Origin of the sequence: Actinokineospora sp. PR83, from assembly GCF_021056305.1 — a bacterium.
Classification (GTDB): Bacteria; Actinomycetota; Actinomycetes; order Mycobacteriales; family Pseudonocardiaceae; genus Actinokineospora; species Actinokineospora spheciospongiae.
The window spans coordinates 1-21,535 of sequence record NZ_JAJCXD010000079.1 but is presented as its reverse complement, the minus strand read 5'-3'; the positions used below and the strand labels follow the sequence as shown (position 1 = coordinate 21,535).

19 protein-coding genes are annotated in these 21,535 nt (G+C 73.0%); 13 read left to right on the top strand and 6 right to left on the bottom strand.

What is annotated here, in order from left to right; genetic code table 11:
* Positions 1-30: 30 nt before the first annotated feature.
* The 10 genes from L6E12_RS25840 to L6E12_RS25795 all read left to right on the top strand — a co-directional run bounded on the left by L6E12_RS25840 (position 31) and on the right by L6E12_RS25795 (position 11,931).
* The gene (locus tag L6E12_RS25840) at positions 31-1,791 is read left to right on the top strand and encodes a metallophosphoesterase (protein WP_236230517.1); all 1,761 of its coding nucleotides are present in this window, start codon (positions 31-33) and stop codon (positions 1,789-1,791) included.
* Positions 1,792-1,843: 52 nt separating this feature from the next.
* Positions 1,844-2,434 carry a crossover junction endodeoxyribonuclease RuvC gene (gene ruvC / locus L6E12_RS25835; RefSeq protein ID WP_236230516.1) on the top strand — a complete coding sequence of 197 codons (591 nt, stop codon included), beginning with the start codon at positions 1,844-1,846 and terminating at the stop codon, positions 2,432-2,434.
* Positions 2,431-3,033 (top strand): Holliday junction branch migration protein RuvA, encoded by a 603-nt coding sequence (ruvA, locus tag L6E12_RS25830; RefSeq protein WP_236230515.1) that lies wholly within the window; start codon positions 2,431-2,433, stop codon positions 3,031-3,033. Before ruvC ends, ruvA begins: the two co-directional genes overlap by 4 nt.
* Before the next feature lie 38 nt (positions 3,034-3,071).
* Entirely contained in the window at positions 3,072-4,145 is a 1,074-nt protein-coding gene (gene ruvB / locus L6E12_RS25825; protein ID WP_236230640.1) for a Holliday junction branch migration DNA helicase RuvB, read from the top strand.
* A 118-nt stretch (positions 4,146-4,263) separates the two neighbouring features.
* On the top strand, positions 4,264-4,635 hold the full coding sequence (gene yajC, locus L6E12_RS25820) for a preprotein translocase subunit YajC (RefSeq protein ID WP_236230514.1): 372 nt from the start codon (positions 4,264-4,266) through the stop codon (positions 4,633-4,635).
* A gap of 193 nt (positions 4,636-4,828) precedes the next feature.
* Complete coding sequence (gene secD / locus L6E12_RS25815; protein ID WP_236230513.1) at positions 4,829-6,676, top strand: protein translocase subunit SecD; 1,848 nt, start codon at positions 4,829-4,831, stop codon at positions 6,674-6,676.
* A gap of 70 nt (positions 6,677-6,746) precedes the next feature.
* The gene (gene secF, locus L6E12_RS25810; protein WP_236230639.1) at positions 6,747-7,898 is read left to right on the top strand and encodes a protein translocase subunit SecF; all 1,152 of its coding nucleotides are present in this window, start codon (positions 6,747-6,749) and stop codon (positions 7,896-7,898) included.
* 12 nt (positions 7,899-7,910) lie between these two features.
* Positions 7,911-8,432, top strand: coding sequence for an adenine phosphoribosyltransferase (locus L6E12_RS25805; RefSeq protein WP_236230638.1), 522 nt, complete (start codon positions 7,911-7,913; stop codon positions 8,430-8,432).
* A gap of 247 nt (positions 8,433-8,679) precedes the next feature.
* Positions 8,680-10,983, top strand: a complete 2,304-nt coding sequence (locus tag L6E12_RS25800) for a bifunctional (p)ppGpp synthetase/guanosine-3',5'-bis(diphosphate) 3'-pyrophosphohydrolase (RefSeq protein WP_374201950.1) — start codon at positions 8,680-8,682, stop codon at positions 10,981-10,983.
* 54 nt (positions 10,984-11,037) lie between these two features.
* A complete protein-coding gene (locus L6E12_RS25795) occupies positions 11,038-11,931 on the top strand; it encodes a hypothetical protein (RefSeq protein ID WP_236230636.1) in 894 nt (297 codons plus the stop codon).
* On the opposite strand, the gene L6E12_RS25790 is transcribed toward L6E12_RS25795, so the two are convergent.
* From L6E12_RS25790 to L6E12_RS25780, 3 genes are read right to left on the bottom strand one after another with little or no spacing between them, the layout of a single operon-like run.
* Positions 11,925-12,623, bottom strand: a complete 699-nt coding sequence (locus L6E12_RS25790) for an AraC family transcriptional regulator (RefSeq protein WP_236230512.1) — start codon at positions 12,621-12,623, stop codon at positions 11,925-11,927. The two genes, L6E12_RS25795 and L6E12_RS25790, sit on opposite strands and share 7 nt — an antisense overlap.
* A 14-nt stretch (positions 12,624-12,637) precedes the next feature.
* Positions 12,638-13,387, bottom strand: a complete 750-nt coding sequence (locus tag L6E12_RS25785) for a peptidylprolyl isomerase (protein WP_236230511.1) — start codon at positions 13,385-13,387, stop codon at positions 12,638-12,640.
* Complete coding sequence (locus L6E12_RS25780; RefSeq protein ID WP_236230510.1) at positions 13,384-14,172, bottom strand: peptidylprolyl isomerase; 789 nt, start codon at positions 14,170-14,172, stop codon at positions 13,384-13,386. The genes L6E12_RS25785 and L6E12_RS25780 overlap by 4 nt, the downstream gene beginning before the upstream one ends.
* A 133-nt stretch (positions 14,173-14,305) precedes the next feature.
* Between L6E12_RS25780 and L6E12_RS25775 the strand changes: the two genes are divergently transcribed.
* Both L6E12_RS25775 and L6E12_RS25770 read left to right on the top strand, forming a co-directional pair.
* On the top strand, positions 14,306-15,013 hold the full coding sequence (locus L6E12_RS25775; RefSeq protein ID WP_035290850.1) for an MBL fold metallo-hydrolase: 708 nt from the start codon (positions 14,306-14,308) through the stop codon (positions 15,011-15,013).
* Position 15,014: 1 nt separating this feature from the next.
* The gene (locus L6E12_RS25770) at positions 15,015-15,635 is read left to right on the top strand and encodes a hypothetical protein (protein WP_236230509.1); all 621 of its coding nucleotides are present in this window, start codon (positions 15,015-15,017) and stop codon (positions 15,633-15,635) included.
* A gap of 25 nt (positions 15,636-15,660) precedes the next feature.
* Here L6E12_RS25770 and L6E12_RS35160 read toward each other — a convergent pair whose 3' ends face one another.
* Genes L6E12_RS35160 through pnuC form a run of 3 tightly spaced genes read right to left on the bottom strand, consistent with a single transcriptional unit; the run spans position 15,661 to position 18,846 of the window.
* Entirely contained in the window at positions 15,661-17,154 is a 1,494-nt protein-coding gene (locus tag L6E12_RS35160; protein ID WP_374201948.1) for a YibE/F family protein, read from the bottom strand.
* Positions 17,155-17,167: 13 nt separating this feature from the next.
* On the bottom strand, positions 17,168-18,217 hold the full coding sequence (locus L6E12_RS35535; protein WP_236230507.1) for an AAA family ATPase: 1,050 nt from the start codon (positions 18,215-18,217) through the stop codon (positions 17,168-17,170).
* Positions 18,214-18,846, bottom strand: a complete 633-nt coding sequence (gene pnuC, locus L6E12_RS25755; RefSeq protein ID WP_236230506.1) for a nicotinamide riboside transporter PnuC — start codon at positions 18,844-18,846, stop codon at positions 18,214-18,216. Before pnuC ends, L6E12_RS35535 begins: the two co-directional genes overlap by 4 nt.
* Positions 18,847-19,102: 256 nt before the next feature.
* On the opposite strand from pnuC, the gene L6E12_RS25750 reads away from it, so the two are divergent.
* Complete coding sequence (locus L6E12_RS25750) at positions 19,103-21,013, top strand: intein-containing Rv2578c family radical SAM protein (protein WP_236230505.1); 1,911 nt, start codon at positions 19,103-19,105, stop codon at positions 21,011-21,013.
* The last annotated feature ends 522 nt before the right edge of the window (positions 21,014-21,535 follow it).

The window sequence follows — 21,535 nt, the reverse complement described above, 5'->3', positions numbered from 1 at the left end:
CGGCCCGTCCCCCCTGGAGGTCTCACCGCTGTGACCGCGCCCGCACAACCGCCGCGCCCGCGCGACATGTCCGAGGACGAGCTGGGGTTCTGCCCGCAGCCCGCGGTGCGCTGGCTGGCGCCGAAGGTCCTGATCAGCACCGGCGTGCAGTCGCTGATCGCGTCGATCTTCGGCTCCTACGCCGACAAGCGCGAACTCCAGGGTTCGCTGCCCTCGGAGGTCCACCGCTTCTCCCAGGGGACCGACGAGGCGGGTGAGTTCTGGTTCGACTTCGTCGCCGACCTCGGCGACGGGTTCGACGCGACCTTCTCGGTGGCCTCCCTGCTCGCCGCGGAAACCCTCGACCTGCCCGGGGTGGGCCCGCTGCCGCGCGGGCGGCTGCTGGTCATGGGCGGCGACGAGGTGTACCCCTCCGCGTCCACCCGCGCCTACGAGGACCGCACCAAGGGCGTCTACAAGGCGGCGCTGCCGGTGGCCCGCGGCGAGGCGCCCACGCTGTTCGCCCTGCCGGGGAACCACGACTGGTACGACGGCCTGACCGCCTTCCTGCGGGTCTTCGCCCAGCAGCGGGCCATCGGCGGCTGGCAGACCGCGCAGCGCCGCTCGTACTTCGCCGTGGAGCTGCCGCGGCGGTGGTGGCTGTTCGCCATCGACACCCAGTTCGACGACTACGTCGACAGCCCGCAGTTGGAGTACTTCCGCCAAGCCGCCGAGGACCTGCGCCCCGGCGACGGGGTGATCCTCTGCACGCCGACCCCGGTGTGGGTGGACGCGGGCTCCGGGCGCGAACCCGGCGGCTACGACACCGTCGAGTTCTTCGACCGGGAGGTCGTCCGCCCGCACGGCGCCGAGATCCGGGTGATGCTCTCCGGCGACAAGCACCACTACGCCCGCTACGCCGAGGACGGCGGCGACCGGCAGCGGATCACCGCGGGCCACGGCGGCGCCTACCTGACCGCCACGCACGCCCTGCCCGCGCACCTGCGACTGCCCCCGCCGCAGTCGCGGGTCCGGGAGAAGGCCGAGCCGGTCGACTTCAGCCTCGCCACCCGCTACCCCAGGCGGATGGCCTCCGAGCGGTTCGCCGCGGGGATCTTCCGGCTGCCCTGGCGCAACCCCGGCTTCTGGGGCCTGACCGGCGCCCTCCAGACCGCCATGACGCTCGCGATCCTCTACGGGCTGGTGGAGACGCTGGGCACGCAGCGGCAGAAGGGGTTCTTCGGGCTGGTCGCGAGCTGGACGCCCGCGCTGATCGTCGCCGTGGTGCTGCTGCTCGGCGGCACCGCGTTCGCCAAGATCGAGCGCTCGCACGGCGGGCCCACCGCCACGGTCGCAGGCATCCTGCACGCCCTCGCGCACATCGGGTTGAGCACCGCCTGGGCCTTCGTCGTCATCTGGCTCTACACCCGGGTCCTGCCGGACGGGCCGGTCGAGGACTGGGCCACGCTGGTGATCGTCCTGGTGGGCACGCCGGTGGTGATCGGGCTGATCGACGCGGAACTGGTGGCGCTGTACCTGATGGTCGTGAGCCGGTTCGGGATCAACCTCAACGAGGTCATGGCCGGGCAGAGCATCGAGACCCACAAGGGCTTCCTGCGGCTGCGCATCGACGCGGGCGGCGCGCTCACCATCCACCCGGTGCGCCTGGACCGCATCGGCCGCCGCTGGAGCGCCAACCCCGACGGCGCCGAGCACGAGCCGTGGCTGCTGCCCGCCCGACCGCTGCGGCCGGAGCTGATCGAGCCCGCGGTCACCGTCCCCCGCGTGTCCGCCCCGGACCGGGCCCGGTGACCCCCTAAGCTCTCGAACGAGTGTTCACCGGTGTGAGGGAGAGCGGCCGACCGTGCGTGTCCTGGGTGTCGACCCCGGTCTGACCAGGCTCGGGATCGCCGTGGTGGACGGCGGGACCGGCCGCGCCGTGACCGCCGTGGCGGTCGACGTGATCCGCACCCCCGCCGACGACGACCTCGCTGTGCGGCTGCTCAAGGTGGCCGACGGCGTGGAGTCCTGGCTCGACCGGCACCGGCCCGAGGTGGTGGCGATCGAGCGGGTGTTCAGCCAGCACAACGTGCGCACCGCCATGGGCACAGCCCAGGCCGCGGGCGTGGTGGCGCTGGCCGCCGCCCGGCGCGGGCTGCCGGTCATGTTCCACACCCCCAGCGAGGTCAAGGCCGCGGTGACCGGGTCCGGCCGGGCCGACAAGGCGCAGGTGACGATGATGGTCACCAAGCTGCTGCGGCTCACCGAGGCGCCCAAGCCCGCCGACGCCGCGGACGCGCTGGCGCTGGCGATCTGCCACCTGTGGCGGGCCCCGGTGCGCAACCGGATGGCCGAGGCGGAGGCGAGGGCGGCGGAGTTCGCCAAGGCCCACCGTGCGAGGCTGGCCGCGGCAGCGGCTCAGGCCAGGAGCGGGAGCGGGACGGTGGCGAAGTGATCTCATCGGTGCGCGGGACGGTGGCGTCCATCGGGCTCGACCACGCCGTGGTCGAGGTCGGCGGCGTCGGGCTGGCCGTGCAGGCCACCCCGCACACGCTGGCCACCCTGCGCCGCGGCGACGAGGCGGCGCTGTCCACGGCGCTGGTGGTCCGGGAGGACTCGCTGACCCTGTTCGGGTTCGCCGACACCGCCGCGCGCGACCTGTTCTGGCTGTTGCAGACCGTTTCCGGCATCGGCCCCCGGCTGGCCCTGGCCACGCTGGCGGTGCTGGAGCCCGCGCAGCTTCGGCACGCCCTCGCCGACGGCAACATCACCACCCTCACCCAGGTCCCCGGCATCGGCCGCAAGGGCGCCGAGCGGCTGATCATCGAGCTGCGGGACAAGGTCGACGCCCTGGCCGGGTCGGCAGAGGCGCCCGCCGCGCCCGCCGCCGGGCAGGTCCGCGGCTCGGTCGTGGAGGCGCTCACCGGCCTCGGGTTCCCGGTCAAGCAGGCCGAGCAGGCCGTCGACGGGGTGCTGGCCGTGCCGGAGAACGCCGGTGACGCCACCCCCGCCGTGCTGCGCAAGGCCCTGGCCACCCTCGGCCGCAAGCGCTGATGGCGGACCTCGACGTGGACAGCGACATGGACAGCGACATGGCTGGTGGCCTGCCCGAGGACGTGGCGGGGGAGTGGGCGGAGACCCAGCTCTCCCCGCTGGCCGAGCCCACCGAGCGCGACGACGAGTCGACCCTGCGCCCGCGCCACCTCGACGAGTTCGTCGGCCAGCCCCGGGTCCGCGAGCAACTGCAACTGGTGCTGCAAGGGGCGACCCGGCGCGGCGCCCCACCCGACCACGTGCTGCTGTCCGGGCCGCCCGGGCTGGGCAAGACCAGCCTCGCCATGATCATCGCCGCCGAGCTGGGCAGGCCGATCCGGATCACCTCCGGCCCGGCCTTGGAGCGCGCGGGCGACCTGGCCGCGATGCTGTCCAACCTCGCCGAGGGCGAGGTCATGTTCATCGACGAGATCCACCGCATCGCCCGCCCGGCCGAGGAGATGCTGTACCTGGCGATGGAGGACTTCCGGGTCGACGTGGTCGTCGGCAAGGGCCCCGGCGCCACCAGCATCCCGCTGGAGATCGCCCCGTTCACCCTGGTCGGGGCCACCACCCGGTCCGGGACGCTGACCGGGCCGCTGCGCGACCGCTTCGGCTTCACCGCGCACATGGAGTTCTACACGCCCGAGGAGCTGGAGCAGGTGCTGCGCCGCTCCGCGCGCATCCTGGGCATCGAGCTGCGCGACGACGGCGCCGCCGAGATCGCGAGCCGGTCGCGGGGCACGCCGCGCATCGCCAACCGGCTGCTGCGCCGGGTCCGCGACTACGCCGAGGTCCGCGCCGACGGCCGGGTCGACCTGGCCGTCGCCCAGGCCGCGCTGGCCGTCTACGACGTCGACGAACTGGGCCTCGACCGCCTCGACCGGGCCGTGCTGACCGCGCTGGTCCGCTCCTTCGGCGGCGGACCGGTCGGGGTCGCCACGCTGGCGGTGGCGGTCGGCGAGGAGCCGACTACGGTGGAGGAGGTGTGCGAGCCGTACCTCGTGCGCGCCGGGATGCTGGCGCGCACGCCGCGCGGTCGGGTGGCCACCGCGCTCGCGTGGTCCCACCTGGGGCTCACCGCCCCAGCGGACGCGCCGGGCTGGACTGCGCCTACCCTGTTCGACGAGTGACCCTCGCGCACTGCTGACACACGGCGGCCACCGGGGCGCCGTGACCTGGCAGACTCGGGTGCACAACCCGAACAATCGGACTTTTCCCGCATCGGGAACGGTTCCCGAACGGAGAGAAATGAACTCAGCGCTCCTGCCCCTGCTCCTCGTCGCCGTGCTGGCCATCCCGCTCATCCTCGGCTCCCGCAAGCAGAAGAAGATGGCGGCTGAGCAGCAGAGCCTGCAGAACTCCCTCGCGGTCGGCGACCGGGTGATGACCACCTCCGGGCTCTACGGCACCGTCTCCGACGTCTCCGACGACGCCACCATCGGCATCGAGATCGCCCCGGGCTACGAGACCACCTGGCTGCGCCAGGCGGTCCGCGAGAAGGTCGGCCCGGACGTGCTCGACGAGGATGACGACCTCACCGCGGGTGACCACGAGGCCATCCACGACGACGACGAGGTGCGCGCCGACGTCGCGCCGCCGCTGGACCACGGCAAGAAGTAGGCACCGGTTCACCTCGTCCCCCGCGCCGGGGGACACCGTGACCCGGGCTACACCGGGTTGACTTCGCACCAGGTACGCTGCGCCCTCACCCACATGTGTCATCAGGGTGTGGGCGCAGCGTCATGACCACACCATCGCGGCGCGCAGGCCCCCGGGCGTGCGCACACGAGCGAGCCGAGGAGACGGACCGACCGTGGCACCACCGGTTGGGCAGATCCGCCCAGGGCGCTATCTGGCGCTCTTCGTAGCAGTCGTCGCCGTCCTCTACGCCCTGGTCTTCGCGACCGGCGACCACCAGGCGAAGCCCAAGCTGGGCATCGACCTGCAGGGGGGGACCCGGGTCAGCCTCACCGCCCGGACGGAGAGCGGCGCACCGCCGTCGAAGGAATCGCTCGACCTGTCCCGCGAGCTGATCGAGACCCGGGTGAACAGCACCGGTGTCAGCGGCGCCGAGGTCGTCCTGGACGGCGACACCCTGGTGATCACCGTCCCCGGTGCGAACGGCGACCGGGCCAAGGACCTCGGGCAGACCGCGCAGCTACGGTTCCGCCCGGTCCTCAACGCCGCGGCGAGCCAGCCCACCCAGCAGCGGCCGCAGGCGCCCCCGCCCGCCACCAGTGGCGCCGCGCCGACCAGTGGCGCCGCACCGTCCTCCGGTGCCCCCGCCGCGGGCCAGGCCTCGACCCCGGCCGCCCCGCAGGGCCGCCCGGCGCCCCGCCTGGCCCAGGAGCAGCCCACCACGCCGCCGTCGACCCCGGCCCCCGCGCCCACCGAGGACCCGCGGGTCGCCGCCGCCCCGGAGACGTGCAAGGCGTACGTGAAGCTGGCGGCGAAGAACGCGAACCCCGCCACCCCCCTCTCCGCCGAGGAAGAGGGGAACCTGATCACCGAGGGCAAGAAGTGCAGGCAGGACCCGCGCCTGGGTGAGAGCACCGACGCGAGCGGCGCGACCGTCCCGGCCGACCAGAACCTCCAGGCCGCCGTGGTGGGCGTGCTCGACTGCGCCCCCGGCCAGATCGACCCGTTGGTCGGCAACGACGACCCGAAGCTGCCGCTGGTCGCCTGCGACCAGGACGGCGCGGAGAAGTTCGTCCTCGGCCCGTCGTTCCTGGAGGGCACCGAGATCAGCAACGCCTCCGCGGGCCTGGACCCGCAGGGCGCCGGTTACCTGGTGACGGTGAGCTTCAAGCCCGGCGGCTCGGACACCTGGGCGAAGTACACCGCCTCGCACATCCAGCAGCGCGCCGCGTTCGTGCTCGACACCCAGGTCGTGTCCGCCCCGACCATCCAGGGCGCCATCGCGGGCGACACCACCATCACCGGCGGGCAGGGCGGGTTCACCCAGTCCGAGGCCACCCGGCTCGCCAACGTGCTCAAGTACGGCTCGCTGCCGCTGTCGTTCGACCCCTCCGAGGCCGAGACGGTGTCCGCGACGCTGGGCCTGGCCTCCCTGGAGGCGGGCCTGATCGCCGGTGGCATCGGCCTGGCCCTGGTGTTCATCTACTGCCTGCTCTACTACCGGCTGCTCGGCGTGCTGACGATCCTGTCGCTGGTGCTGTCCGCGGGCGTGGTCTACGCGGTGCTGGTGCTGCTCGGGCGGTGGATCGGGTTCACCCTCGACCTCGCGGGCATCGCCGGGTTCATCATCGCCATCGGCATCACCGCGGACTCCTTCGTCATCTTCTTCGAGCGGTTGAAGGACGAGGTCCGCGAGGGCCGCACGTTCCGCTCCGCGGTGCCGCGCGCCTGGATCCGCTCCCGGCGCACGATCCTCTCCGCCGACGCGATCAGCTTCCTGGCCTCCGCGGTGCTCTACGTGCTCGCCGTCGGCCAGGTGAAGGGCTTCGCGTTCACCCTGGGCATGTCCACCGTGCTGGACCTGGTGGTCGTGTTCCTGGTGACGCACCCGCTGGTCGTGCTCGCCTCGAAGTCCAAGACCCTGTCCAACTCGAAGCTCTCCGGCCTCGGCTCGGTCCAGCGGACCGCCGCCTCCGCGCGGGCAGCGCGGACCGCGGGCCCCGCCGCCGCGAAGGAAGTGTGACGTGTCGACTCCCACTGGCACCGGCCCGGCGAAGGCCCCCGGGCGCAAGCAGCCGAGCATCTTCGAGCGGATGCACGTCGGCAACGGCGCGTTCGACATCGTCGGCACCCGCAGGCGCTGGTACGTGCTCTTCGGCGCGCTGATGCTGATCTGCATCGCCTCGATGGTCTTCCGCGGCTTCAACCTCGGCATCGACTTCGAGGGCGGCACCCGGCTGTCGCTGCCCGCGCAGAACGAGACCAACCAGACCATCACGGTCGAGCAGGTGCAGGACTCCTTCACCAAGGCGAGCAACAAGGAGGCCGCGTCGGTCCAGGTGGTCGGCACCGGGGCCAACGCCACCATCCAGGTCCGGTCCGACACGCTGAGCAACGACGAGGTGGCGCGGGTCAAGGCCGGTCTGGCCAACGACCTCAAGCCGAAGGCAGCCGACGGCGGGACCGGGATCGGCCAGGTCAGCGACTCGGCGGTCTCGGGCACCTGGGGCGGGGAGATCTCGCGGCAGGCGCTGATCGCCCTCGGCGTCTTCCTGGTGCTGGTGACGATCTTCCTGGCGCTGTACTTCGAGAAGTGGATGGCCGTGGCCGCGCTGGCCGCGCTCGTGCACGACATCGTGATCACCGCGGGCGTCTACTCGATCGTCGGCTTCGAGGTCACCCCGGCGACCGTCATCGGTCTGCTGACGATCCTCGGGTTCTCCCTGTACGACACCGTCGTGGTGTTCGACAAGGTCAAGGAGAACACCCGGGGCCTGCTCGGCCTGACCAGGCGCAGCTACCCCGAGGCGGCGAACCTCGCGCTCAACCAGACCCTGATGCGCTCGATCAACACCTCGCTGATCGCGCTGCTGCCGGTGGTCGGCCTGCTGGTCGTCGGCGTCGGGCTGCTCGGCGTCGGCACCCTGGAGGACCTGGCGCTGGTGCAGCTCACCGGCATGCTGGCCGGTGTGCTGTCCTCGATCTTCCTGGCCACCCCGATCCTGGTGGACCTGAAGATGACCGAGCCGAAGTTCCGGCAGCAGGCCCGCAAGGTCGAGCAGCGCCGGGCCGCCCTGGCCAAGCGCGGCGAAGCCGGTGCCGATGGCGAGGACGCGCCGGAGGACGAGGGCGCCGAGGCGCGCAGGGAGAAGGCGTACGCGGGTGGTGTGCCCGGCCGCATCCCGAAGGCGTCCGACGCCCGCCGCACCGCCGCCGCCCGGCCCACCGGCAAGAAGCGCCGCTGACCGGTGGCGAACGTGAATCTGGACAGGGCGCTCGGTCTCGTCCGGGAGGTCCCCGACTTCCCGGAACCGGGCGTCCTGTTCCGCGACCTGAGCCCAGTGCTGGCCGACGCCGCCGCGTTCCGCGCGGTGACCGACGCCATGGTGGCCGCGCTGCCCCCGGGGATCGACACCGTCGTGGCCATCGAGGCGCGCGGGTTCCTCTTCGGCGCGGCCATGGCCGTGACCGCGGGCCTGGGGCTGGTGGCGGTGCGCAAGCCGGGCAAGCTGCCCGCGGTCGCCGACCGGGTCACGTACGCCCTGGAGTACGGCACGGCCACCCTGGAGCTGCCCGCGGACACGCTGGCCCCCGGTGCCCGGGTGGTCGTCGTCGACGACGTGCTCGCCACCGGCGGCACGGTCGAGGCCACAGCCGGGCTGGTGGCCCGCGCGGGCGCGCACACCGACGCCGTCGCGGTGGTCATCGAGCTGGCCGGTCTGAACGGTCGGTCCCGGTTGCCCGGTGGCGTCCCGGTCACCGCACTGCTCACGGTCTGAGCAGGACCGCCCACCCGCCGTCCCGGTTTCGCTCCTGGACGGGCGAAATCGCCGGAACCGGCCAGCCGTCGCCGGGCGGTCGCCCGCCGGGGACGCGCTTGCCCCCGGTGGGCAGTTCGTCGTCCCATGTGGGCAGTTCATCCCCCCGATGCCGCGAACCGGGCCCCGGCGGAGTTATTCTCGGTACCCGGGCCACACCCGTGACCCGGACACCCGAGAGTGGCCGGGAGCCGGTTTGACCCACGACGTGGAGACAGGTCTCGCCGGGCAGGTGGGTGCCGAGGCGGCGTCCACCCCGGCGGGCAGGCAGCCCTCGGCCACCCGGCGCGTCCGGGCCAGGCTGGCCAGGCGGATCACCGCCCAGCGGCCGACCGTGGTCAAGCAGGTCCTCGAACCGCTGGCCGCCGTGCACCGCGAACTGCACCCCAAGGCCGACCTGGCCCTGCTGCAGCGCGCCTACGACATCGCCGAGGAGATGCACCGCAGCCAGCGGCGCAAGTCCGGCGACCCCTACATCACCCACCCGCTCGCGGTCGCCACGATCCTCGCCGAGCTGGGCATGGACACCACGACGCTGGTCGCGGCGCTGCTGCACGACACCGTCGAGGACACCGAGTACTCCATCGAGGGCCTCACCGACGACTTCGGCGACGAGGTCGCGCACCTGGTCGACGGCGTCACCAAGCTGGACAAGGTGCAGCTCGGGACCGCGGCGGAGGCCGAGACCATCCGCAAGATGGTCATCGCCATGGCCCGCGACCCCCGGGTGCTGGTGATCAAGCTCGCCGACCGGCTGCATAACATGCGCACCATGCGCTTCCTGCCGCCGGAGAAGCAGGCCAAGAAGGCCCGCGAGACGCTGGAGGTGCTGGCCCCGCTGGCCCACCGCCTGGGCATGGCCACGGTGAAGTGGGAGCTGGAGGACCTGGCGTTCGCCATCCTGCAACCGAAGAAGTACGACGAGATCGTGCGGCTGGTGGCCAACCGGGCGCCCTCCCGCGACACGTACCTGCAGAAGGTCGTCGGCGAGCTGGGCACCAACCTGGAGGTCTCGCGGATCGACGCGCGGGTCGAGGGCAGGCCCAAGCACTACTACTCGATCCACCAGAAGATGATCGTCCGCGGCCGCGACTTCGACGACATCCACGACCTGGTCGGCGTGCGCATCCTGGTCGACGACGTGCGCGACTGCTACGCCGCGATGGGCGTGGTGCACGCGCTGTGGCAGCCGATGCCCGGCCGGTTCAAGGACTACATCGCCCAGCCCCGCTTCGGCGTCTACCAGTCGCTGCACACCACGGTGATCGGCCCGGACGGCAAACCGCTTGAGGTGCAGATCCGCACGCACGAGATGCACCGCACCGCCGAGTACGGCATCGCCGCGCACTGGCGGTACAAGGAGACCAAGGGCTCGCACGCCGGGGTCGAGGTCGACGAGATGGCCTGGATGCGCCAGCTCCTGGACTGGCAGCGGGAGGCCGCGGACCCGGGTGAGTTCCTGGAGTCGCTGCGCTACGACCTGGCCACCCGCGAGATCTTCGTGTTCACCCCGAAGGGCGACGTGGAGACGCTGCCCGCCGGGTCGACGCCGGTGGACTTCGCCTACGCGGTGCACACCGAGGTCGGGCACCGCTGCATCGGCGCCAGGGTCAACGGCCGCCTGGTGGCGCTGGAGCGCAAGCTGGAGAACGGTGAGGTCGTCGAGATCTTCACCTCGAAGGCCGAGGGCGCCGGGCCCAGCCGCGACTGGCTGGCCTTCGCCGCCTCACCGCGCGCCCGCGCCAAGATCAAGCAGTGGTTCGCCAAGGAGCGCAAGGAAGAGGCGATCGAGGCGGGCAAGGACGCGATCACCAAGGAGGTGCGCCGGGTCGGCCTGCCCATGCAGCGGCTGGTGTCGGCGGACTCGGTGACCGCGCTGGCCCGCGAGCTGCGCTACCCGGAGGTCAGCTCGCTGTACGCGGCGGTGGGGGAGGGGCACACCTCCGCCCGGCACGTGGTGCAGCGGCTGGTGGCCCTGCTCGGCGGGGTCGACCACGCCGAGGAGGAGTTGGCCGAGCGGTCCACGCCGTCCACCATCACCCGCCGCCGGGCCTCCGGCGACGCGGGCGTGATCGTCAAGGACGCCTCGGACGTGTGGGTCAAGCTGGCCCGCTGCTGCACCCCGGTCCCCGGCGACGACATCCTGGGGTTCGTGACCAGGGGCGGCGGGGTCAGCGTGCACCGCACCGACTGCACCAACGCCGACGACCTGCTGGGCACCCCGGAGCGGTTGCTGGAGGTGGAGTGGGCCCCGTCGGAGTCGTCGGTGTTCCTGGTCGCCATCCAGGTGGAGGCCCTCGACCGGCACCGGCTGCTGTCGGACGTGACCAAGGTGCTGGCCGACGAGAAGGTCAACATCCTGTCCGCGTCGGTGACCACCTCGCGGGACCGGGTGGCGGTGAGCCGCTTCTCGTTCGAGATGGGCGACCCCAAGCACCTGGGGCACGTGCTCAAGGTCGTGCGCAGCGTGGAGGGCGTGTACGACGTGTACCGGGTGACGTCGGCGTCCTGACCGTTTTCGCCAAGACGGGGTCCGCGCGCGGCGGTTAGGTTCGGTCGCGTGAAGATGCTGAGTGCTGAGGCCGCGGCGCGCGCCGAGACGTTCGTGTACCGCACGGCGCGGCTGTTGGAGCGGCGGCGGTTCGAGTACCTGTTCCGGTCCGGTTCGGCCGCCGCCGTGCTGGGGGCGCTGGCCGCCTACCGCAACGCCGACGGCGGTTACGGCAACGCGCTGGAACCGGACGGTCGGGGGCCGGGCAGCCAGCCGATCACGACGTTGTCGGCGCTGCACGTGCTGTTCGAGGCGGGTGCCGCGCCGGACGGGGTGGTCGAGTACCTGGAATCGGTGACGGCGCCCGACGGCGGGCTGCCGTTCGTGCACCCCAACGCGGCGGAGTTCCCCCGGGCGCCGTGGTGGCAGGTCGCGGACCGGTACGAGGGCGAGTTGCTCACGACGGCGAACCTGGTGGCGGCGCTGTGGCGGGCCGGTGTGGTGCACCCGTGGGTCGACCGGGCGGCGGAGTTCTGCTGGTCGCGCGTGGACGCGATCACCGAAACGCACCCGTACGAGGCGATGGGGGTCGTCCGGTTCTTGGACCGGGCCCCGGACCGCGCCCGCGCCGCCGCGGCGGCGGAGCGGATCGGCGCCTTGGTGCGCGGAGCCGGGTACGTGCGCCTGGGCTCCGGTGGGGTGACCCCGCCCGGGTACGCCGCCGGGGAACTCCAGGACCCGCACGACTACGCGCCCACACCGTCCAGCCTGGCCAGGGCCTGGTTCACCGACGAGGAGTTCGAGTCCAGCCTGGACTCCGTGGTCGACGCCCAGGGCGAGGACGGCGGCTGGCGGGTCCGGTGGCCCGCGTGGGCTCCGGTGACCGAGTTCGAGTGGGCGGGGGTGGCGACGGTGGAGAACCTGGTGCTGCTGCGCGACTTCGGCCGCTGGGAGTCGGAGGTCTACTGAGGACGGTCCGGTCCGACCAGGTCGCCCAGCGTGGTGCCCGCGAGGTCGCGGACCTCGTTGGCCAGGTGGGCCTGGTCGGTGAAGCCGCCCGCGTGGGCGACGTCGGCGAACGGGGTCCCCGCGCGGGCCAGGGAGACGGCCCTGGTGAAGCGGAGCACGCGGTGCAGCACCTTGGGGCCGTAGCCGAAGGCGGTGTGCGCGTGCCTGCGGAGCTGGCGGGGGCTGTAGCCGAGCCGGTCGGCCATCTCGGCCACGCTGCCGGTGCGCTCGGCCATGGCGCGCAGCGCGGCGGCCAGCGGATCGGGTTCGGCGGCCAGCGCCGAGACCAGGACGCGCTGCGCCGTGGCGGTGTCCGGTGTTTCGGCCAGCCGGTCGGCGAGGTCGGCGGCGCGGCGGGTCGGCCACAGGTCGGCCAGCGCCACCCGGGCGTCGCGCAGGTCCGCGGCGGGGACGCCGAGCGGGCGGGCCGCGCTGGGGAAGCGGATGCCGACGAGGGTGCCCGCGACCGGGGCGCTGAGCTGGGCCGCGGTGTCGGGTCCGGCGACCCACAGCGCGCCGGACTCGCGGTGCCAGATCACGTCGGCGCAGGCGTCGGGCAGGACGCGGACGGCGGCGGTGGCGCCGGATCGGGACCAGACGCAGTCGACGCCCAGCCCGGACAGGCCGGGTGGGCGTCGTTCCTGGTAGGTCATCGCGGCCGGGGTGCTCAGGTGGCCTCGGCGGACTGGATGTCGATCGGGGTTTTCGGCTTGCCGTCGCCGTCCGGGTCCGAACCGCCCTGCGCCACCTTGTCGACCACGGCGAGGCTCGCCTCGTCCAGGGTGCCGATGACCGCGTAGGTGGGGGCGAGCGTGGAATCGCCGTAGACCAGGAAGAACTGGCTGCCGCCGGTCCTCGGGCCCGCGTTGGCCATGGCCACCGTGCCGCGCGGGTAGACGACCGTGCCCGCGCCGGAGCCCTGCGGCAGGTCGGTCGGGTTCTCGTCCGGGATCGCGTAGCCGGGGCCGCCCGTGCCGGTGCCGGTCGGGTCACCGCACTGCAACACCTCGATGCCCTGGGTGGTGAGGCGGTGGCACGGGGTGGCGTCGAAGTAGCGCTGCGCGGCGAGGAACGCGAAGCTGCGCGTGGTGCACGGCGTCTTCGCCGTGGTCAGCGCCACGGTGATGTCGCCCTGGCTGGTCTTGAACGCCACCTTGGTCTGGTTGTCCTCGGTGGTCTCCGGCGGCATGCCGACGTCCTTGCCCGGCGCCGCCGTGCCCGTCTTGCGGTAGGTGCAGGACTTGACCCCGGTCGGCGCCGACGTCGTCTCCGAGGTCGAGGTGGCCGTGGTGGTCGAGGTCCGCGAGGAGGTCGTGGTCGTGGTGTCCGAGCCGACCGCGGACCCCGAGGTGGACGCGGAACAGCCCGCGGTCAGGGCCGCGCACGCCAGCAGCGCGCCGATCAGGAGCCTGCTCATTCGGCGATCACCACTTCGTTGATCTTGACCTCGTTCTTCGGCTTGCCGTCGCCCTGGCCCTCGGGGGTGTTGATGCCCGCCTTGGCGATCTCGTCGATCACCGCGAGGCCGGGCTCGCCGATGGTGCCGAACACGGTGTAGCTCGGCGGCAGCGAGGACGCGTCGCCGTAGACCAGGAAGAACTGGCTGCCGTTGGTGTTCGGGCCCGCGTTCGCCATCGCCAGGGTGCCGCGGGTGTACTTGAGGTCGGGGGTGACCTCGTCGTCGAAGCTGTAGCCGGGGCCGCCGGAGCCGGTGCCCGACGGGTCGCCGCACTGGAGCACCTGGATGCCCTGGGTGACCAGGCGGTGGCAGGCGGTGTCATTGAAGTAGCCCTGCTTGGCCAGGCTCACGAAGCTGTTGACCGTGCACGGCGCCTTGGTGCGGTCCAGGGTCAGGCCGACGTCCTTGCCGTTGAGCTTGAGGGTGGCGCCGACGGTGCCCTGGGTGGTGATGTTGGCGGTCTCCGGGGCCTGCGCGGGCTTGCTCGCGGGCCTGCCCTCCGAGGCGGGGTAGGAGCAGTTCACGGTGCCGGGCAACGGCTCGCTGGTCTCCTCGGCGGCGGTGTCGGTCGTGTCGCCGCCGATGTTGGCCAGCCAGTAGACCAGGCCCACCACGACGACCACGCCGACGACGGTGCTGATCAGGCCGATGGTGCGGCGCTTGCGCGCCCGCTCGGCCCTGTTCGCGAGCTGGCGTTCCAGCTTGCTCTTGGCCGCTTTCCGGCGCTGCTCGTTGCTCGGCACCTGCCACCCTCCCTGACCTGTCGCTTCCAGCAGTGGCGCAGTCTATGGGTGACCCCGGTAAGAACAGTGTGGTGGCCCCGGCCGATAGGCTGAGAACCAGCGAAGAATCCCGCCGACTTGGAGGTCCGTGCCCGTGCTGGTCGTCGGCTTTCCCACCGGATCGTTCCAGGCGAACTGCTTCCTGATCGCCCCCGGCGAGGGCGAGCAGTGCGTGATCGTCGACCCGGGCGAGGGCGCCGAGGAGCCGCTGGCCCAGGCGCTGCGCAAGCACCGGCTGACCCCGGTCGCCGCGCTGCTGACCCACGGGCACCTCGACCACGTGTACTCCGTGGCCCCGGTGTGCGACGGCACCGACATCCCCGCCTGGATCCACCCGGCCGACCGCTACATGCTCAGCGACCCGCTGCGCGGGCTCAGCCGCGAGTCGGCGGCCTTCTTCGGCGGCCTGGAGCTGCGCGAGCCCAAGGAGGTGCGGGAGATGACCGACGGCGCCGAGCTGGACCTCGCGGGCCTGAAGTTCGGCGTCAGCCACACCCCCGGGCACACCGAGGGGTCGGTGGTCTTCGGCCACGACACCGCCGACGGCGACCACCTGCTCTTCGCGGGCGACACCCTGTTCGCCGGGTCGATCGGCCGCACCGACCTGCCCGGCGGTTCCATGGCCAGGATGACCGAGTCGCTGCGCAAGCTGCTCGCCCTCGACGACGAGACGGTGGTGCTGCCCGGCCACGGCGGGGCCACCACCATCGGCCGGGAGCGGGCGAGCAACCCGTTCCTCACCGGCATGATCGACCTCGACGACCCGGCGTCCGGCCACAAGCACCGCGGCCGGGGCATCTGAGATGGCCGAGCGGATCCCGCTGAGCCTGGTCGAGGGAGCCACCCGCAGGCGGGGCTGCGCCGCGGCCGCCGTGGTGGTGGTGTTCGCCGCGGCCGTCGGCGGCGTCGTCGGCCTGATCGCGGGCAGGCTGCCCGCGCTGATCGCCGCCGGGGTCGTCGCCGTCCTGTTCGGCGTCCTGTTCTGGGGGTCCACCCGGCGCTCGGTGTGGCTGGAGGGCGACTCGGTCGTCGCCAGGACCTTCGGGCAGCGCTCCGTGGACCTGCGCAGGGCCGACCGGCTGGAGCTGGTCGTCACCGACATGCGCGGCACCCGCACGGTGGGCCTGCTGGTGGGGGAGGGCAGGCGCACGGTCAACGTGTCGCTGGCCGTCTACGCCGGGACCGGTGGCCGCGAGCTGGGCATCCTGGTGCTGCGCAGGCTCGCCGACATCCTCGCGGGCAGCGAGAACACCGCGGGCCTGGTGTTCTCCCAACTGCTGGTCGCCCAGTTGCGCGCGGAGGCCAAGGGCGAGCCCGCCCCGGACCGCCCGCTCTACCGGCTGGCCTCGGTGGCGCCCACCGGTCGGCTGGCCCAGCGGCTCAAGCCGGAGGCCGTGACCCGGTTCGTCGCCTCCCTGGACTGAGCCGCCGCCCCGGGTCGACCGGCGCTCACGCCGGCTCCCCGGCGGGTTCGCGCACCGCCACCAGCGCCGCCACCGCCGTGGTCACCGGCACCGCCGCCACCAGGCCGATGCTGCCCACCAGGGTCCGCACCACCTCCTGGGCGATCGACTGCGACTGCAGGATCGTGCCCAGGCCCACCCCGGAGATCGACGAGTACAGCAGCACCGGCAGCGCCGCCCCCGCGTAGGCCATGACCAGGGTGTTCACCGCCGAGGACACGTGGTCGCGGCCGATGCGCAGGCCCGCCGCGTACAGCGCGCGCCAGCCCAGCGCCGGGTTGGCCGCCCGCAGCTCCCACACCGCGCTGGTCTGGGTCACCGTCACGTCGTCGAGCACGCCCAGCGCGCCGATCACGATGCCCGCCAGCAGCAGCCCCCGGGTGTCGATACCGTGCCCCAGCGACCCGACCAGCGCCGAGGTGTCCTCGTCCAGGCCGGTCAGCGACGACACCGCGGCGAACAGCGCGCTCAGCACCCCGATCAGCGCCAGGCTGACCATCGTCCCCAGCACCGCCGTGGACGTGCGCGCGGACAGCCCGTGGGTCAGGTACAGCACCGCGAACATGATCACGCCCGCGCCGAACACCGCCACCAGCAGCGGGCTCTCCCCGGCCAGGATCGCGGGCAGCACGAACAGCAGCAGCACCGCGAAGCTCAGCACCAGCGCGCCCAGCGCCTTGAACCCCTGCCACCGCCCCAGCACCAGCACCGCCAGCGCGAACAGCGCCGCCAGCACCGCCAGCGGCACCCCGCGCTGGAAGTCGACCACCTGGTAGCTCTCCCCGGCCAGCGGGTCGCCGCCGGAGTAGGACAGCACGACCTCGTCGCCCACCGAGAACCGCGGCGTGCTCGGCTCCAGCGGCAGGGCGGTGCGCACGTCGCTGCCCGCCGCGGCGCCGTCCGACATCGCCACGGTGAGCACCAGGCACTGGTCGCCGCCGGAGTCGGTCGCGCCGCACGGGCCCGCCTGGGCGCCGGTGACCTCGCCGTGGACCGCCTGTTGCAGGGCGGAGTTCACCGCGGTGGGGGAGTCGCCGGTGGGGAACAGGACCACCATGCCGACCACCGATGCGAGCGCGAACGGGGCCAGCAGCAGGACCAGCAGCCTGCGCACCCGGTCGGACACCGGCCGCGCGGGTCCGTGCCCGTGCCCGTGGCCGTGCCCGGTGACGACGGGCGGTTCGGCGGGCTTCTCGCCCGGTGCGGGGCGCGCGGCGGGCTTCGGTCGCCGCCCGCGCTCCGCCCCTTCGCGCGGCTCGCGTTCCACGTCCCATGCGCGCTCCTGTGGTTCGCGCTCTCGGTGTGACTCGTGCTCCTCGCGCCGTTCGCGTTCCTCGCGCCGCGTGGGCCCAGGGCGCCGCCCGGGGGTCTCCCGGCGTTCGGGGGTCTGCCGCCGGTGCGGGGTCGCCGGGTCCCGCCGGGGCCGCTCGGCCCGGACCCGCGGTATCGGCTGGGTGTCCCCGTCATCCACGCCGTACATCCTCACACGCCGCTCAGAGCGGGTCGGTGAAGGTGAACCGGGCGGCCACCGCGGCCTCGCAGGCGCGGACCGCCCGGCGCAGCCGGTGCTCGCGGCTGCCGGTCAGCAGCAGCCACGGCACCCCGCGCCCGCGCAGGCCGCGGACGAACCGCGCGGTCATCCACGGCCGCAGGTGCTCGCCGTCGCGGGTGCCGTCCTGTTCGAACTCCACGGCCACGTGGTCGGTCAGCAGGTACAGCGCGGGCCTGCGGTCCCCGACGGCCGCGTCCACCTCGGGGTGCCCGGAGCCCAGGTAGCGCTCGCACCAGACGGTCGCCGCCCACGGGTCGTTGTCGCACACCAGGACCGGAGCGGCAGGAGCCGCCGCGTCCTCGTCCGCGCCCTGGCGCACCGCCACGTCGACGAAGTCGCCGACTGTCCACACGGGAGCATTCGCGGCGAGCTTGGCCGCGGTGTGCTCCCGGCCGTACTCGGGCACGGCGGTGCCGCCGTAGTGCGCGGCGAGCGCGGTGGCCAGGGTGGTCGTCCCGGTCGACTCCGCGCCCAGCACGACGACCCGGGTGGCCAGCCCGGCGCGGGTGGGCCGGGCCAGGTTCGCCCACTGGCCGCGCACGTCCGCGCGCACCGCCGTGCCGGAGACGGGGAACGCCAGCCGCCGCGGGTCCACCGGCACGTGCGTGGCGTCGAGCCGCCGCGCCAGCTCGACGCCGTAGTCCTCGCTGCTGAACACCGCGTCGACGGCCGCGCCCGCCGGGTCCCCGTCGGCGATGGCGCGGCGGGCGAGCACCGAGCGGGTGACCCCGACGTGCAGGTCCCACACGGCGTCGTCGGAGTAGTCCACCGGGTGGTCGTCGAGGTCGCCGACCACCCGCACCCCCGCGTCTGCGGCGTGCTCCTCGGCCAGCCAGCGCACCCGGTCGGAGATGGACAGGGACTCCGCGGACGAGCCGAGCACCGCGACCGTGGTGCGCTCCGATGCCGCCGCCGCGGTCCGGATGAGGTGGTGGTGGCCGGCGTGCGGCGGGTAGAACTTGCCCAGGACCAGGGCGTGCCGGAACCTCACGCGACCACCGGCCGCCGCAGGTCGGCCCGCCACGAGCGCAGCCCGAGCACGCACAGGGCGATGAACCCCAGGTACAGCAGCGCGGTCAGCCACAGGCCCTTGTAGGCGTAGAGCGGGACGTAGACGACGTCGGCGGTGATCCACAGCCACCAGCACTCGACCTTCTTGCGCGCCTGGCCCCAGGTCGCCAGCAGCGACAGCACGGTGGTGACCGCGTCCGGGAAGGGCACGGTGGAATCGGTGGCGTGGCCGAGGATCGAGGTCAGGCCCGCCGTGGCGACGACGCCGACCGCCAGCAGCGCCCACCACTGCGCCGCGGTCGTCCTCGACACGGCGAGCGCCCCGTTCCGCGTGCCGCCGCGCAGCCAGGCCCACCACCCGTAGAGCGCGAGGACGAGGTAGACGACCTGGAGCCAGGCGTCGGCGTAGAGGCCCGCGGTGGCGAAGAGGGCGAAGAACGCGACGTTGTTGACGATGCCGATCGGCCAGTTCCCCGCGTTCTGCCTGGCCACCAACCACACGCACAGCGCGCCGGTGACGAAGCCGACGACCTCCACCCACGAGGTCGGCGCCCCGAACGCGGTGAACGCGGTCGCCCGCAGCGGCTCCAGCACCTGGTCGAGCGACACCCGCGGACTCCGTTCCTCCAGTGGCAACCGGGTGCAGCCTACGAAACCGCCGCCCGGGCCCCGGCGGTCGCGGTCGCGGCGGTCGCGCGGTGATCGTTCCCAGGGCTCCCGAGACCCCCACCGGCCACACCGGCCCCAGTGATCACGGAGTCGGAAACACGCTGCTCACGGTGCGTGCCAGGGGGTCCGCTGCGGATCATCCACAACCCGGGAAACAGCGATTGCGCGATGATCGAACATGTGTTCGACTGTGCGCGTGCGATGGGACGGACAGCGAGCGGACCGGGACGGGCAGCAGGCGCTCCCCGGCCTGCCGGGGTTGGTGCGCAGCGTGCGGACCCCGGAGTTCAGCGGGGTGGTGTTCCACGAGGTGCTGGCGAAGTCGGTGCTCAACCGGGTGCCCGGCGGCTCGCCGCTGCCGTTCGAGTGGACGGTCAACCCCTACCGGGGGTGCTCGCACGCGTGCAGCTACTGCCTGCACGGCGACACCCCGATCCTGATGGCCGACGGCACCACCAGACCCCTGGCCGACCTGCGCGTCGGCGACCGGATCTACGGCACCGAGCGGCGTGGCAGCTACCGGCACTACGTGCCCACGGTGGTGCAGGACCACTGGTCCACGGTCAAACCCGCCTACCGGGTCACCCTGGCCGACGGCACCCAGCTCATCGCCAGCGGCGACCACCGGTTCCTCACCGAACGCGGCTGGAAGCACGTCACCGGCCGGATCTCCGGCCCCGACCGCCGCCCGCACCTCACGGTCGGCAACAAGCTCATGGGCACCGGCCACTTCGCCCCCGCCCCCAAGGACACCCTCGACTACCGCCGCGGCTACCTCACCGGTGTCGCCCGCGGCGACGGCGGCCCACCCCGCCCGGCCCAGGCCGCCGCCAGGGTCGCCGAGTACCTCACCAACGACTCCGGCCTCACCCTCCCGCTCGACCGGCCCCGCACCCCCACCGACGAGTGGCGCAAGGGCCTCCTGGCAGGCGTGTTCGACGTCGACGGCACCTTCGCCCACCGCATCCTGCGCCTGCCCAACCTGGGCGAGACCACGCTCACCGCGGTCCTGTCCGCACTGGAGCACTTCGGCTTCCAGGCCGCGGTCGAGGAACGCCGCCTCCCCAACGCCCGCCGCTGCGTCCGCATCGATGGCGGCCTGCCCGAACACCTCCGCTTCTTCCACACCGCGGACCCGGCGGTCACCGCCAAGCGCACCATCGACAACGCCGCCATCAAGTCCCCCGCCCGCCTGGACGTCGTCGCCATCGAACCGCTCGGCCTCGACCTGCCGCTGTACGACATCACCACCGGCACCTCCGACTTCATCGCCAACGGGGTGGTGAGCCACAACTGCTTCGCCCGGGGTAGTCACACCTACCTGGACATGGACGCGGGGCAGGACTTCAACACCCAGGTCGTGGTGAAGCTGAACGCGGCGCAGGTGCTCAACCGGCAACTCCACTCCCCGACCTGGCCCCGCGCGCACGTGGCGATGGGGACCAACACCGATCCCTACCAGCGGGCGGAGGGGCGGTACGGGTTGATGCCCGGGATCATCCGGGCGCTGCGGGAATCCGGGACACCGTTCTCCATCCTCACCAAGGGAACCCTCCTCTCCCGCGACCTGCCGGTGCTGGCGGCTGCGGCGAAGGACGTGCCGGTGGGGTTGGGGGTTTCCCTCGCGCTGCTGGACGAAGACCTGCAGCGGTCGCTCGAACCGGGGACGCCGTCGCCGCGGGCCCGGCTGGACCTGGTCAAGCGGATCACGGACGCCGGGCTGCCGTGCGGGGTGTTCGTGGCGCCGGTCCTGCCCGGGCTCACCGACTCCGTGGAGCAACTGGACGCGCTCCTGCGGGAGATCGCTCGGGCCGGTGCGACGGGGGTCACCGTGCTGCCGCTGCACTTGCGGCCGGGGGCTCGGGAGTGGTTCGCGGGGTGGTTGGCCCGGGAGCACCCGTTGCTGGTCCCGTTGTACCGGCGGATTTACGGGCGGGGGAGTACTGCTGCTTCGAGTTATCGGGCGGCGCTCGCCGGTCGGGTGGGGCCGTTGGTGCGGCGGCACCGGTTGGAACGGGGTGGGGCGGATCGGTGGCCGGAGGGGAGCATGCCTGGTGCGGTTGGGAGGGGTGTTGAGGTCAGGGAGGATCAACTGACTCTCTTGTGACTTGTGGTTCCGCGGGCCGTGCTCGAAGCGCCGGTCGTTTGGTGGTGGTGCCGGGGTGGGGTGATCTGCTTGGCCGTGGTTTCAAGGGCCGGGATTTTTGGGGGCGTGCCCGGGTGGGTGGATCTGCTTGGGCGGGGCCCCTGCAGCGATCATGTGCCCGGTGTGACCGAGTGGGGCGAAAAGAGTGCCCCACTGCCCGGGCAGGCTTGCACATGATCGCTTCCCCCACCCAAGCAGATCCACCCACCCGGGCCTTTGCGTAGCCGGGCCTGCGGTTGCGGGGGTGGCTGGTTTTCGCTGCGCGCGGTGGGGTTGGGCGTGGCGGGCCGCCCGGCTTGCGGTTGGTGGGGTGGTCGGCGGCTGCGCGCGGTGGGGTTGCGGGTGGGTGGGGCGCCGGTTGGCGGCTGTGTGGTTGGCCGTCGTGCCGGTGGGGTTCGGGGGGCTGGCCACTGGGTCGCCGGGGCTTGGGGGCTGCGCTGGCGGGTGGCGGGTGGCGGGGCAGGGTGGCCGGGCCGGCGGGGT